Genomic DNA, 15,868 nt, shown 5'->3' on the forward strand with positions numbered 1-15,868 from the left:
CGAGCAAGGAGCGTTCTGATGGCGGACGAACTACGCCTGCGCGAATCCCTCAAAAAGGTGATCAACGAGTTGCAGCGCACCCGCGACCAGGTGCGCGACCTCGAAGCCGCGGACCGCGAGCCGATCGCGATCGTCGGGATGGCCTGCCGGTACCCGGGCGGGATCACCACCCCGGCCGACCTGTGGCGGATCGTCGCCGACGGCGCCGACGTGGTCTCCGAGCTGCCCGGGGACCGAGGCTGGGACCTCGCCGCCCTGGCCGGCGACCCGGACGACCGTGGCTCCTCGCACACCGCACAGGGTGGCTTCATCGACGGTGTCGCCGACTTCGACGCCGCGTTCTTCGGGATCAACCCGCGTGAGGCACTGGCCATGGACCCGCAACAGCGGCTCCTGCTGGAGGTGTCGTGGGAGGCGATCGAACGCGCCGGCATCGACCCCGCATCGCTGTCCGGGTCGCGTACCGGTGTGTTCGCGGGCACCAACTCGCACGACTACTCGACACTGCTGATGGGCGCGGCCGACGACGGCCTCGACGGCTACCTGGCCACCGGCAACGCGGCCAGCGTGGCGTCCGGACGGGTCGCCTACGCGCTGGGCCTGGAAGGGCCGGCGGTCACCGTCGACACGGCCTGCTCGTCGTCGCTCGTCGCGTTGCACCTCGCCGCGCAGGCGCTGCGGCGCGGTGAGTGTTCCCTCGCGCTGGCCGGCGGCGCCGTCGTCATGGCCACCCCCGGCACGTTCGTCGAGTTCTCCCGGCAGGGCGGCCTCGCCGGTGACGGCCGCTGCAAGGCGTTCGCCGCGGCGGCCGACGGCACCGGCTGGGCCGAGGGCGCGGGAATGCTGCTGGTGGAGCGCCTCTCCGACGCCGTCCGCAACGGCCACCGGGTGCTCGCCGTGGTACGGGGCACCGCTGTCAACTCCGACGGCGCCTCGAACGGACTCACCGCCCCCAACGGACCCGCCCAGGAACGTGTGATCCTCCAGGCGCTCGCCGCCGCCGGACTCTCCACTGCCGAGGTCGACCTGGTGGAGGCGCACGGCACCGGCACCACCCTCGGTGACCCGATCGAGGCGCAGGCACTGCTCGCCACGTACGGGCAGGAGCGCCCCGCCGACCAGCCACTGTGGCTCGGCTCGATCAAGTCGAACATGGGCCACGCGCAGGCCGCCGCCGGTGTCGCCGGGATCATCAAGGTCGTCCACGCCATGCGGCACGAGACGATGCCGCGCACCCTGCACGTGGACGAGCCGACGCCGGATGTGGACTGGTCGGCCGGTGCGGTGGAGCTGCTCACCGACGCCCGGCCGTGGCCGGCGGGGGAGCGCCCACGTCGGGCGGGGGTGTCGTCGTTCGGCATGTCCGGCACCAACGCGCACGTGATCATCGAGGAGCCGCCGGCAGTACCGGTGGCCGAGTCGGTAGCGGCGGATCCCGGCGTGCCCTGGTTGTTGTCGGGGCGTACCGCGGCGGCGGTCGCCGACCAGGCCGACAGGTTGTCGGGCGTGGACGCGGACGCCTCGTCGGTGGCGTCGTCGCTGTCGTCGCGTGCCGTCTTCGACCACCGCGCCGTCGTGCTCGGCCCCGATCAGCGAGCCGGACTGGCCGCCCTCCGGGAGGGCCTGCCGTCAGGTTCAGTGGTGTCCGGCGCGGCCCGTCCGGACGCGGGCGTGGTGTTCGTCTTCCCGGGTCAGGGTTCGCAGTGGGTGGGGATGGCTGCGGAGTTGTTGGAGTCCGAGCCGGTGTTCGCGGCGCGGGTCGCGGAGTGTGCGGCGGCCCTTGCGCCGTTCGTGGACTGGAACCTCCTGGACGTGTTGCGGTCGGATGATCCGTTGGAGCGGGTGGATGTGGTGCAGCCGGTGTTGTGGGCGGTGCACGTGTCCCTGGCCGAGGTGTGGCGGTCCAAGGGCGTCACCCCGGACGCGGTGATCGGTCATTCGCAGGGTGAGATCGCGGCGGCGTGTGTCGCCGGTGTGCTGTCGCTCAGTGACGCGGCGAAGGTGGTCGCGTTGCGCAGTAAGGCTTTGCTGGCTCTGTCCGGCAGTGGTGGGATGGTGTCGGTCAGCGCCGGTCTGGATGTGGTCACCCCGTTGTTGACCGAGGGTGTGAGCGTCGCGGTGGTCAACGGTCCGACGAGTGTCGTGGTGGCGGGTGCGGACCTGGATGCGTTCCTGGCCGCTGCGGAGGCGGCGGGGGTGCGGGCCAGGCGGGTGAAGGTGGACTACGCGTCGCATTGTGCTCTGGTCGAGCCGGTGGAGGCGGAGTTGGCCCGTCTGCTGGACGGGGTGCATCCGCAGCCGGGCGCGGTGCCGGTGTTCTCCACGGTGGAGGGCGGCGGTGTCATGGACGCCGCCTACTGGTATCGCAACCTCCGTGAACCGGTACGTCTGGACCTGGCGGTGCGGGCCGCGTACACGGCGGGGCACCGGATATTCGTCGAGGTCAGCGCGCACCCGGTGTTGACCGGGGCGATCGCCGACGCCGTAAACGTGGCGACGGTAGGCACGCTGCGCCGGGGTGAGGGCGGCACCGGTCAGATCGTGCGGGCCCTCGCCGAGGCGTGGGTCCAGGGCGCACCCGTCGACTGGACCACAGTCATCCCGGCAGCACCGACAGTGGAACTGCCCACCTACCCCTTCCAGCGCCAACGCTTCTGGCCGCGCCCCAGCACGCGGGCACACGGCGACGCCTCCGCGTTCGGCCTGGCCCCCGTCACCCACCCGGTCCTCGGAGCGGCCCTCGGACTCGCCGGCGCCGACGGCACGATCGTCGCCGGGCGGCTCTCGCTCACCACCCACCCATGGCTCGCCGACCACCGCGTCTCCGGCCGCCTGGTGGTCCCCGGCACCGCACTGCTCGACCTGGCCATCCGGATCGGCGACCAGCTCGGCTGTCCGACAGTCGCCGACCTCACCCTGGAACGGCCACTCATCGTCCCCGACCAGACCGGTCTGGCGTTGCAGGCCGTGGTCGACGCCCCCGGAAACGCACCGGACCGCGCGTTCACCCTCTACGCCCGGCCGGACACCGCCGACGCCGAACAGCAGTGGACCCGACACGCCACCGGTCTGCTCAGCACCACCCGGCCGGACGCACCCGAACCGCTCCCGGTCTGGCCACCGGCCGGCGCGCAGGCCGTCGCGGTGGACGGCTTCTACCCGGACCTGGAAGCCCGAGGCTACGGCTACGGCCCGGCCTTCCAAGGGCTGCGGGCGATCTGGCGCTCCGGCGACGACGTGTACGCCGAGGTCGCCCTGCCCCGAGGAACCGACGCCGACGCATACGGGCTGCACCCGGCGCTGCTCGACGCGGCGCTGCACCCGATCGGGCTGGCCCTCGAACCGGCCGGCGCCGAACAGGCAGGCCTGCTGCCGTTCTCCTGGACCGACGTCGACCTGCTCGCCACCGGTGCGGAGATGCTGCGCGTCCGGCTGCGGCCACAGGGCCCGGACACGGTGTCGGTGCTCGCCGCCGACCAGAGCGGCAGCCCGGTCCTGTCGATCGCCTCCCTCGTGCTGCGCCCGCTCGCCGCCGGTGCCCTGGAGACGGCCGACGACCCGGCCCGCACCTCCCTGTTCCGCCTCGACTGGACCCCGCTGACCCTTCCCGCCGCCGCTGCTCCGGCCCTCGTCGCTGTCCTCGGCGTCGACGAGATCGGGGTGTCCGCAGCGCTCGCCGAGGCCGGACACGACGTCGTGGCGTACGCCGATCTCGCCGGCGACCCGAGTCGACGCCCCGACCTGGTCGTGGCTCCGTTCGGCCCGGGCGACACCGCGGGTGCCGTCGCCGCGGCCGCGACTGCCGCCACCCACTCCTTCCTCGGTCTGCTCCAGGACTGGCTCACCGGACCGGACGCCCGGCTCGTGGTGGTGACCCGCCGCGCCGTCTCGACAGGTGCCGAGGACCCGATCGAGGACCTGGTCCACGCACCCCTCTGGGGTCTGGTCCGCGCCGCTCAGGCGGAGAACCCGGACCGCCTGCACCTGGCCGACCTGGACGGTGATGCCGCCTCGGCGGCCGCACTGGTCGCCGCGATCGGCACCGGGGAACCGCAGGTGGCGGTGCGCGGCGGCACCGCGTACGCGCTGCGTCTGGCCCGCGCCGCGACCACCCCGGCCCTGGTCCTGCCGGACACCGACGAGCCGTGGCGCCTCGACGTACGGGAGCGCGGCACCTTCGACAACCTGGAACTGCTGCCCTGCCCGGAGATCGGCTGGGACCTCCCGGACGGACACGTGCGCGTCCGCATCCACGCCAGCGGCCTGAACTTCCGGGACGTGGTGCTGACCCTCGGCATGGTCCCGGACCAGCAGGTCCTCGGCAACGAGGCGGCCGGTGAGATCGTCGAGGTGGGACCGGGTGTGGACGGGTTCGCCGTCGGCGACCGGGTGATGGGTCTCTTCTCCGGCTCGATGGCCCCCATCGGCGTCACCGACCACCGCATGATCGCCAAGGTGCCCGACGACTGGTCGTACCCGGTCGCCGCGACGGTGCCGGTCGCCTTCCTCACCGCGTACTACGGTCTGGTCGACGCCGGCCACCTGCGTGCCGGGCAGTCGGTGCTGGTGCACGCCGCGACCGGCGGCGTCGGGATGGCAGCGGTCCAGCTCGCCCGGCACTTCGGCGCCGACGTGTTCGGCACCGCCAGCCCCGCCAAGTGGGACGTGCTGCGCGCCGACGGCTTCACCGACGACCGGATCGCCTCGACGCGCAGCCTCGACTTCGAGCACCGCATCCTCGGGGCGACCGGTGGACGCGGCGTGGACGTGGTCCTGGACTCCCTGGCCGGTGAGTTCGTTGACGCGTCGCTGCGGCTGCTGCCCAGGGGCGGACGGTTCGTCGAGATGGGCAAGACCGACATCCGCCGCGCCGACACCGTGGCCGCGCAGCACCCCGGCGTCGGCTACCAGGCGTTCGACCTGATCGAGGCCGGCGGCGATCGGATCCGCGACATCTGGACCGAGCTGATGGCCCTCTTCGCGGCCGGGCACCTGCGCCCGATGCCGCTGCGCACCTGGGACCTGCGCCGCGCGCCGGAGGCGTTCCGCTTCCTCAGCCAGGCCCGGCACATCGGCAAGATCGCCCTGACCCTGCCGCCCCGGCCGGACCCGGAGGGCACCGTCCTCATCACCGGTGGCACCGGCACGCTCGGCGCGCTGATGGCCCGGCACTTCGCCCGGCAGGGTCGCCGTCACCTGCTGCTCACCAGCCGGCGCGGCCCGCAGGCACCCGGTGCCGCCGACCTGTGCGCGGAACTCGCCGACCTCGGCGCGCAGGCCCGCGTCGTCGCCTGCGACACCGCCGACCGGGAGGCCCTGGCCGCACTGCTCGCCGAAATCCCGGCCGAGCACCCGCTCACCACTGTGGTGCACGCGGCAGGCGTCCTCGCCGACGGCGTGGTCGGCTCGCTGACACCGGAACGCCTGGACGAGGTGATGCGGCCCAAGGTGGACGCGGCCTGGCACCTGCACGAACTGACCCAGGCCGCGCCGGTCGCCGAGTTCGTGCTCTTCTCCGCCGGCGCCGGGACCTTCGGCGGCGCCGGCCAGGCGAACTACGCGGCGGCCAACACGTTCCTCGACGCCCTCGCCCAGCACCGGCGCGACCAGGGGCTACCCGCCGTGGCGCTCGCCTGGGGCCTCTGGGCCGACGCCAGTGGGATGACCGGTCACCTGGACGCGACCGACCACGCCCGGATGGCCCGCGGCGGCATGGCCCCGCTCACCGCCGACCAGGGACTCGCCCTGCTGGACGCGGCAGTGCGCCACGACGAGGCGATCCTGGTACCGGCGAACATCGACACCGGGATCCTGCGGGGGCAGGGCGGCGCGGTGGCGCCGCTGCTGCGCGGCCTGGTGCGCGCACCGGCCCGCCGGGCGGCGGCCACCGCCACCGAGACCGGCGACGACCTCGGCCGGCGGCTGGCCGGGCTCGGCGCGGCGGACCAGCAGCGGATCCTGCTCGATCTGGTACGCGGACACGCCACAGTGGTCCTCGGCCGGCCCGCCTCGGAGCCGATCGAGCCCACCCGCGCGTTCAAGGAACTCGGCTTCGACTCGCTGACCGCCGTCGAGTTGCGCAACCGGCTCAACGGCGCGACCGGGCTGCGGCTGCCCGCCACGCTCGTCTTCGACTACCCCAACGCCCAGGCGCTCGCCGAGCACCTCGGCAAGGAACTCACCACCGGATCCGAGCCGGACGGGAACGCGGTGCACGTCGCCTTCGACCGGCTGACCGGCGCGATCTCGGCGCTGGACGCCGAGGCGCTGGCCGGCACCGGCATCGCCTCCCGGCTTCGGGAACTGCTCGCCGCCGTGGAACCGGCAGCGGCCGTGCCCACCGCGACCACGTCCGACGACGCCGACCTCGACGACGCCTCGGCCGAGGACATCTTCGACCTGATCGACAACGAACTCGACTTTCCGTGATCCACCACTTCCGTCCTAGGGGAGGGCCGAACGATGGCCGATGAGCAGCAGCTTCTCGACTACCTCAAGAAGGTCACCGCTGATCTGCGGCGCACCAAGCGTCAGCTGCAGGCCGTCGAGTCACGCGACCAGGAGCCGATCGCGATCGTCGCGATGAGCTGCCGCTTCCCGGGCGGTGTGAACAGCCCGGAAGAGCTGTGGCGGATGCTCGCGGACGGCCGGGACGGCATCACCGAGTTCCCGGCCGACCGGGGATGGAACGTGGAGGAGCTCTACGACCCCGACCCGGAACACCGGGGCACCACGTACACCAAGCACGGCGGGTTCATCGACGCGGTCGGCGAGTTCGACGCCGCGTTCTTCGGGATCTCGCCGCGCGAGGCCCTCACCATGGACCCGCAGCAGCGACTGCTGCTCGAATCGGCGTGGGAGACCTTCGAACGCGCCGGCATCGACCCACTGTCGCTGCGCGGCACCAGCACCGGTGTCTACGCCGGCGTCACCATGCAGGACTACAGCGCCCGGGTGCTGATGAGCGCACCGGACGCCATCGAGGGACAGCTGCTCACCGGCAGCTCGACGAGCGTGGTGTCCGGGCGGATCGCGTACTCCCTCGGGTTGGAGGGGCCGGCCGTCACCATCGACACCGCCTGCTCGTCGTCGCTGGTCGCCGTCCACCTGGCGGCGCAGTCGCTGCGCCGCGACGAGTGTTCCCTGGCCCTCGCCGGCGGTGTCGCGATCATGTCGACGCCGACCCCGTTCGTCGAGTTCAGCCGGCAGCGTGGCCTGGCCCGCGACGGCCGCTGCAAGGCGTTCGCCGCGTCCGCCGACGGCACCGGCTGGGCCGAGGGCGTCGGCCTGGTGCTCCTGGAGCGGCTCTCCGACGCGCAGCGCCTGGGCCACCCGATCATCGCCGTGGTACGCGGCAGCGCCCTCAACCAGGACGGCGCGTCCAACGGCCTCACCGCCCCGAACGGCCCGGCCCAACAGCGCATGATCCGCCAGGCGCTCACCGACGCGAAGCTGACCGCCGCCCAGGTCGACGTGGTCGAGACCCACGGCACCGGCACCACCCTCGGCGACCCGATCGAGGCGCAGGCCCTGATCGCCACGTACGGCAAGCAGCGGGCCGCCGAACGACCGCTGCTGATCGGCTCGGTCAAGTCCAACATCGGCCACACCCAGGCCGCCTCCGGCATCGCCGGCATCATGAAGATGGCACTGGCCATCCAGCACGGCGTGGTCCCGCCCACCCTGCACGTCGACGAGCCCACTCCGCAGGTCGACTGGTCGGCCGGCACCGTCGCGCTGGCCACCGAACGCCTGCCCTGGCCGGACACCGGCCTGCCCCGTCGCGGCGGCGTGTCGGCGTTCGGGGTCAGCGGCACCAACGCGCACGTGATCCTGGAGGAGGCCCCGGCCCCGTCTTCCGAGCCGGTGACCCCGGCCCTGTCGTCCGAGCCGGTGACCCCGGCGGCGGCCGGTGGGGCGCTGCCGTGGGTGCTGTCCGGGCGTACCGAGGCGGCGATGCGGGAGCAGGCCAGTCGGCTCGCCGCCCACCTGGACGCCGTGGGATCCGTCGACCCCGCCGACGTGGGCTTCTCCCTGGCCACCACCCGGGCGGCCCTGGAACACCGGGCCGTGCTGGTCGGCCGGGACCTGGCCGGCCTACGTGAGCGCCTGGACACGCTCGCCGCGCAGGGGCCGGACGCCGCCGACGCGTACGCCTGCCGTGGTGAGACCGCCGGCGCGGTGCTCGTCTTCCCCGGTCAGGGCTCCCAGTGGGTCGGCATGGCAGCCGAGCTGATGGAGACCGCGCCGGTGTTCGCCGCCCGGATCGAGCAGTGCGCGACGGCCCTGCGGCCGTACACCGACTGGTCCCTGCTCGACGTGCTGCGCTCCACCGACCCGGAGGTGCTGAAGCGGGTCGACGTGGTGCAGCCCGCGCTCTGGGCGGTCATGGTGGCGCTGGCCGAGCTGTGGCGCTCGTACGGTGTCGTCCCGGCGGCGGTCGTCGGTCACTCCCAGGGTGAGATCGCCGCCGCCGTCGTCGCCGGAGCGCTGTCAGTGGAGGACGGCGCGAAGGTCGTCGCGCTGCGCAGCCAGGCCCTGTCGGCGTTGTCCGGGTTGGGCGGCATGGTCTCGGTCGCGGCACCCGCCGACGCGGTGCGGCGACGGCTGGAGAGCTACGTCGGGCGGATCAGTGTCGCCGCCGTCAACGGGCCGGCCTCGGTCGTGGTGGCCGGCGACGCGGACGCCCTGGACGAGCTGCTCGCCGAGTGTGAGCGCGACGGCGTACGGGCCCGGCGGATCAACGTGGACTACGCCTCGCACTCCGCCCACGTCGAGCGGATCCGCGACGCCGTGCTCACCGCCCTGGACGGGCTGAGCCCCGGCCCGGCGGCCATTCCGTTCTACTCCACGGTCACCGGCGAGCCGCTCGACACCAGCACGGTGGACGGCGACTACTGGTTCCGCAACCTGCGCCAACAGGTCCTCTTCGCGGAGACGGTGGAACGACTGCGGACCGACGGGCACCACGTCTTCGTGGAGTGCAGCCCGCACCCCGTGCTGACCGGCGGACTCACCGAACTGCTCGGCGGCGCGGACGAGGCCGCCGTCATCGGCAGCCTGCGCCGGGACGAGGGCGGGCTGGCCCGCTTCACCCGGTCACTGGCCGAGGCCCACGTGCACGGCGTCCGGCTGGACTGGTCGGCGGTGTTCCCCGGCGCGCGTACGGTCGCCCTGCCCACCTACCCGTTCCAGCACCAGCGCTACTGGCTGGAGGTGGAGTTCGGCGCGGCCGACCCGGGCGCCGGCACCGGCGGCGGCACCCCCGCCGAGGCGGGCTTCTGGTCGGCTGTGGACCGGGCCGACGTGGGCGCGCTCACCGCCACCCTCGGCGTCGCCGACGACGTGGTCGAGCCGATCCTGCCCAGCCTCACCTCGTGGCACCGGGGTAGCCGGGACCAGGCGACAGTCGACTCGTGGCGGTACCACATCGCGTGGCGTCCGCACCCGGGCGGCGCCGACGGCACCCCCGCCGGCACCTGGCTGGTCCTGGTCCCGACCGGGCGACGCGGCGACGACCGGGTCACCGCCGCCCTCGACACCCTCGGCCGGCACGCCGCCGGGGTGATCGCCGTCGAGGTCGACACCCGCACCGCCGACCGGGACTCGCTGGCCGACACCCTGCGTGGTGCCCAGCCCGGCGGCATCCTGTCCCTGCTCGCCCTCGACGAACAACCACTGCCGGAGCACCCGGACGTACCGGCCGGCTTCGCCGCCACCGTCGCGCTCACCCAGGCACTCGGGATCGCCGACCTCGGCGCGCCGCTGTGGTGCGCCACCTCGGGCGCGGTGTCGGTCGGCCGTACCGACCCGGTCACCAACCCGGCCCAGGCGTTGGTCTGGGGCTTCGGGCGGGTCGCCGCGCTGGAGCACCCGGACCGGTGGGGTGGGCTCGTCGACCTGCCCGGCGAGCTGGACGAGCGCACCCGTGGCCTGCTCGCCACGGTGATCTCCGGCGCCACCGGCGAGGACCAGGTGGCAGTGCGCAGCAGCGGCGTCTTCGGCCGACGGCTGGTCCGCGCGCCACTCGCCGGGACCGCCCCGACCCGCCGCTGGAACCCCGAGGGCACCGTCCTCATCACCGGCGGCACCGGCGCGCTCGGCGGACACATCGCCCGCTGGCTGGCCCGCTCCGGAGTTGGGCACCTGTTGCTGCTCAGCCGTCGCGGACCGGACGCCCCGGGAGCCGCCGACCTCACCGCGGAACTCACCGCGCTGGGCACCGCGGTCTCCGTGGTGGCCTGCGACGCCGGCGACCGCGACGCGCTGGCCGCGGTCCTCGCCGACGTGCCCGCCGCGCATCCGTTGACCGCCGTGGTGCACACCGCCGCCGCTATCGACGACACCGTCGTCGACGCCCTCGACGTCGACCGGATGTCCCGGGCCCTGCACGCCAAGATGACCGCGGCGGCCAACCTGGACGAGTTGACCCGCGACCTGGACCTGTCCGTCTTCATGCTCTGCTCGTCGGTCGCCGGCACTCTCGCCAGCTCCGGCGTGGGCAACTACGCCCCCGCGAACGCCTACCTCGACGCGCTCGCCCAGCAACGCCGGGCGGCCGGACGGCACGCCCTCTCGGTGGCCTGGGGCGCCTGGGACGGTGGCGGGCTGGCCGACGGTCGCTTCGGTGACCTGCTGGACCGGCACGGCATGCCCGGCATGGCACCGGCCCTCGCCATCGAGGCGCTGCGCGGCGCTGTCGACCACGACGAGACGTACCTGGCCATCGCCGACATCGCCTGGGACCGGTACTTCGTCGCCTTCACCGCCACCCGCGCGGCCCCGCTGCTCGACGCGGTGCCCGAGGTGCGGGAGCTGCGCTCGCGCGCCGCGACGACCGAGGCCGGCGACCCGACCGCGGCACCCGCCAACACCTACGCCCGGCAGCTCGCCGGCCAGTCCGAGGCGGACCAGCGGCGCACGTTGCTCGACCTGGTCCGCGCCCAGGTGGCCGCGGTGCTCAGCTACCCGTCGCCGGAGGCGGTCGAACCACGCCGCACCTTCCAGGAACTCGGCTTCGACTCGGTCACCGGCGTCGAGCTGCGCAACCGGTTGGCCCGCGCCACCGGTCTGCGCCTACCGGCCACCATGGTCTTCGACCACCCGTCCCCGCACGCCCTCGGCGCCCGTCTGCGCGAGCAGCTCCTGGACACCGACACCGGACCGGCCGCCGCGGCCCCGACGACCGCCCTGGCGGCGGACGAGCCGATCGCCATCGTCGGCATGAGCTGCCGCTACCCGGGTGGCGTCGGCTCCCCGGAGGACCTGTGGCGGCTGGTCGCCGCCGACGGTGACGGCATGGGCGTTTTCCCTGCGGATCGGGGCTGGGATTTAGGGGTGTTGTTCGATCCCGATCCCGACAACGCTGGGACCACATACACCCGGACCGGCGGGTTTCTCTACGACGTAGGTGAGTTCGATGCCGAATTCTTTGGTGTCAATCCGCGTGAGGCATTAGCGATGGATCCTCAGCAGCGGTTGTTGTTGGAAGCCTCCTGGGAGGCCGTCGAGCGCGCCGGAATCGACCCGGCGGGGCTCGCCGGTTCGCGTACGGGCGTCTTCGCCGGCACCAACGGTTCCGACTACTCCGCCGTGCTGTTCGGCGCCTCCGACGGCCTGGAGGGATACCTGGCCACCGGCAACGCAGGAGCGGTCCTGTCCGGCCGGGTGTCCTACGTGCTGGGTCTGGAAGGGCCGGCGGTCACCGTCGACACGGCCTGCTCGTCGTCCCTGGTGGCGCTGCACCTGGCGGCGCAGGCCCTGCGCAGCGGCGAGTGCGACCTCGCGTTGGCCGGCGGCGTGACGGTGATGGCCACCCCGTCGTTGTTCGTCGGTTTCTCCCGCCAGCGGGGCCTGGCCGAGGACGGCCGCTGCAAGGCCTTCGCCGGGGCGGCCGACGGCACCGGATTCTCCGAGGGCGTCGGAATGCTGCTCGTGGAGAGGCTTTCCGACGCCCGCCGAAACGGTCACCGCGTCCTCGCCGTGGTACGCGGTTCCGCAGTCAATCAGGACGGTGCGTCGAATGGTCTGACCGCGCCGAATGGGCCTTCCCAACAACGCGTCATCCGGGCTGCTCTGGCCAATTCCGGATTGTCCGCCGCGGATGTCGACGTGGTCGAGGCGCACGGCACCGGAACCCGACTCGGCGACCCGATCGAGGCGCAGGCGCTGCTCGCCACGTACGGCCAGGACCGTCCCGCCGACCAGCCGTTGTGGCTCGGGTCGGTCAAGTCCAACATCGGGCACACCCAGGCCGCCGCCGGGGTCGCCGGCATCATCAAGATGGTCGAGGCGCTGCGTCACGAGACCCTGCCCCGCACGCTGCACGTGGACGAGCCGACCCCGCAGGTGGACTGGTCCGACGGCGCGGTGGAGCTGCTCACCGAGCCGCGGTCGTGGCGTGCGGGGGAGCGCCCGCGCCGCGCCGGTGTCTCGTCGTTCGGGGTCTCCGGCACCAACGCCCACGTGATCATCGAGGAAGCGCCGGCGGTCGCCGCCGACGAGGTCGCCGCGACGACGCCGGACGTGCCGTGGCTGCTGGCCGGGCGCACCGCCACGGCGGTCGCCGACCAGGCACGGCAACTCGCCGCGCTGGACGCCCCGGCCGGTGAGGTGGCCTACTCGCTGGCCGCTACCCGCTCGGCGTTCAGCCAGCGGGCCGTGGTCCTCGGCCCGGAGCACCGCACCGGCCTGAACGCGCTCGTCGACGGCCTGCCGTCCAGTTCGGTGATCACCGGCTCGGCGTACCCCGACGCACCCGTCGTCTTCGTCTTCCCCGGCCAGGGCTCGCAGTGGGTCGGCATGGCGGTCGGGCTGCTCGACGCCGAACCGGTGTTCGCGGCCCGGATCGCCGAGTGCGCGGCGGCGCTCGCGCCGTTCGTGGACTGGAACCTCCTGGACGTGCTGCGCTCCGACGACCCGTTGGAGCGGGTCGATGTGGTGCAGCCGGTGTTGTGGGCGGTGCACGTCGCGTTGGCCGAGGTGTGGAAGGCCAAGGGCGTGACCCCGGACGCGGTGATCGGCCACTCGCAGGGCGAGATCGCCGCGGCCTGCGTCGCCGGTGTCCTCTCGCTCGGCGACGCTGCCAAGGTCGTCGCGCTGCGCAGCAAGGCCCTGCTGGCGGTCGCCGGCACGGGCGGCATGGTCTCGGTCAACGCCGGTCTGGACGTGGTCACCCCGCTGCTCACCGACGGTGTGACGGTAGCGGTCGTGAACGGCCCGACCAGCGTGGTCGTCGCGGGTGCCCCCGCCGACCTGGACGTGTTCCTGGCCGTCACGGAGGTGGCCGGCGTGCGGGCCAGGCGGGTCAAGGTGGACTACGCCTCGCACTGCGCGCTCGTCGAGCCGGTCGAGGCCGAACTGGCAGGCCTGCTCGACGGTGTGCGGCCGCTGCCCGGCGCGGTGCCGATCTTCTCCACCGTGGAGGACGGCGGGGTCATGGACGCCGCCTACTGGTACCGCAACCTGCGCCAGCCGGTCCGCCTGGACCAGGCCGTCGAGGCCGCGTACACCGCCGGACACCGGATCTTCGTCGAGGTCAGCGCCCACCCGGTGCTCACCGGCGCGATCGCCGACACCGTCGACGCGGCCACCGTCGGCACCCTGCGCCGCGACGCGGGCGGCACCGACCAGGTCGAGCGAGCGCTGGCCGAGGCCTGGGTACGCGGGGCACCGGTCGACTGGAGCACCGTCATCCCGGCCACCCGGGTCGTCGACCTGCCCACCTACCCGTTCCAGCACCAGCGCTACTGGCCCACCGGTGGCGGGGCGATGGCCGCCTCCGACCCGGTCGACAGCCAGTTCTGGCAGGCCGTCGAGGACGGCGACCTGACCCCGCTGGGCATCACCGGCGACGCTGGGGACCTGCTGCCCGCGCTGGCCACCTGGCGGCGTACCCGCCGGGAGAGGGGCACCACCGACACCTGGCGCTACACCGTCGGCTGGACCCCGATCCCGGACGCCGGCACCGCGCCCCGGCTCGACGGCACCTGGCTGCTCGTCGTACCCGACACCACCGACCAGCACCGGATCGCCACCGACTGCGCCGCCGCCCTGCGCGACCACGGCGCCGAGGTCCTGGAGATCGCACCGGCCACCACCGAGCGCGGCGAGCTGGCCGGGCTCCTGAACCGGCTCTCCGACATCGACATCCCGATCGCCGGTGTCCTGTCGCTGCTCGCGCTCGACCAACGTCCGGATCGAGAGAACCCGCAGATCACCACCGGGACGACCGCCACGCTGACGCTGCTGCAGACGCTCGGCGACATCGGTTCCCCGGCGAAACTGTGGTGCGTCACCCGTGGGGCGGTTGCCGTCGCCCCCGGCGAGGGCGTGCCGCACCCGGCCCAGGCGATGCTCTGGGGCCTTGGACCCGTACTCGAGGCCGAGGACCCGCAGCGCTTCGGCGGGCTGATCGATCTGCCCGACACTCTCGACCCGGTGGCCGGAACCCGGCTCGCCGTCACCCTCCGCGGCGAGCCGGGTTCGACCGGCGAGAACCAGGTGGCGATCCGGTCCGCCGGCGCGGTCGCCCGCCGCCTGCGGCCGGCCCCGTCCACCGTCCCGACGCCGACGACCGGCTGGTCGCCCACCGGCGCCGCACTGGTCACCGGCGGCACCGGAGCGATCGGCGCACACGTGGCGCGCTGGCTGGCCGGACGCGGCGTCGAGCACCTGGTGCTCACCAGCCGCCGTGGCCCGGACGCCCCCGGTGCGGGTGACCTGCGTACCGAGTTGGAACAGCTCGGCGCGCGGGTGACCATCGCCGCCTGCGACGTCGCCGACCGCGACGCCCTACGCACGCTGGTCGACGGCATCGACGACCTGACCGCCGTGTTCCACCTCGCCGGGACCCGCGACTCCGGCCTGCTGACCGGGCTTACCGGCGACCGTCTGGCCGCCGTCGCCGCCGGCCGGGCAACCGGCGCCCGACACCTGCACGAACTGACCCGCGATCACGATCTGACCGCGTTCGTGCTGTTCTCGGCGCTCGCGGGAACGCTCGGCAGCACCGGGCAGGGCGCGTACGCCGCCACCAACGCGTACCTCGACGCCCTGGCCGCCCGTCGCGTCGCCGCGGGGCTGCCCGCCACCTCGATCGCCTGGGGCGACTGGGCCGGCAGCGAGGCCGCCGGCGATCCCGCGGTCACCCCGTTGCCCACCTCGTCCGCCCTGACCGCGCTGGGGCAGGCCCTCGACCACGGCGACACCCGGATCGTGCTGGCCGACGTCGGCTGGGACCGCTTCACCGAGCAACACCCGGCCGGCCCGCCGCGTCTGGTCACCGACCTACCCGCGGTACGCGCCGCGCTGGCCGCCGGCACCGGCGACCCGTCGACAGCGCCGTGGCTGCGTCGCATCGACGGGCTCGACCCGGCCGAACGCGACGCCGTCCTGCTCGACCTGGTCCGTGCCCAGGCCGCCTCGGTGCTCGGCCACCCGGACAGCACCGCCGTCGAGTCGGACCGGGCGTTCAAGGAACTCGGATTCGACTCGCTGACGGCGGTGCAGCTCCGCAACCAGATCAGCGTCGCGACCGGGGTGAAACTGCCGGCGACCCTGGCCTTCGACCACCCCACCGCCCGGGCCCTCACCACCCACCTGGTCGGCCGGATCGTCGGTGACTCGGACACCGAGCTGCCGCTGCTGGCCGAGGTGGACCGCCTCGCCGGTCTGATCTCCGGACGAACCCTCGACAAGGGCGCGCGGGCCCAGCTCACCGCCCGACTCCAGGCACTCCTGGCCGACGTGCACGGCACCACCGAACACACCGGCGACACCGTCACCGAGAAGCTCCAGTCGGCCAGCGCCGACGAGATCTTCGACTTCATCGACACGCAACTCTCGGTGTCCTGACACCGAGCGCTGC

Annotated in this window: 2 protein-coding genes; both read left to right on the forward strand. The window is 73.6% G+C overall.

Features of this window, described 5'->3' with window-relative positions; genetic code table 11:
- The first annotated feature begins 18 nt into the window (after window positions 1-18).
- Complete coding sequence (locus tag O7631_RS19235) at window positions 19-6,429, forward strand: type I polyketide synthase (RefSeq protein ID WP_278145478.1); 6,411 nt, start codon at window positions 19-21, stop codon at window positions 6,427-6,429.
- A gap of 33 nt (window positions 6,430-6,462) precedes the next feature.
- Complete coding sequence (locus O7631_RS19240; RefSeq protein WP_278145479.1) at window positions 6,463-15,855, forward strand: type I polyketide synthase; 9,393 nt, start codon at window positions 6,463-6,465, stop codon at window positions 15,853-15,855.
- The last annotated feature ends 13 nt before the right edge of the window (window positions 15,856-15,868 follow it).

The sequence above is a fragment of the Micromonospora sp. WMMD967 genome (genome assembly GCF_029626165.1).
In the GTDB taxonomy this organism is placed as follows: domain Bacteria; phylum Actinomycetota; class Actinomycetes; order Mycobacteriales; family Micromonosporaceae; genus Micromonospora; species Micromonospora taraxaci.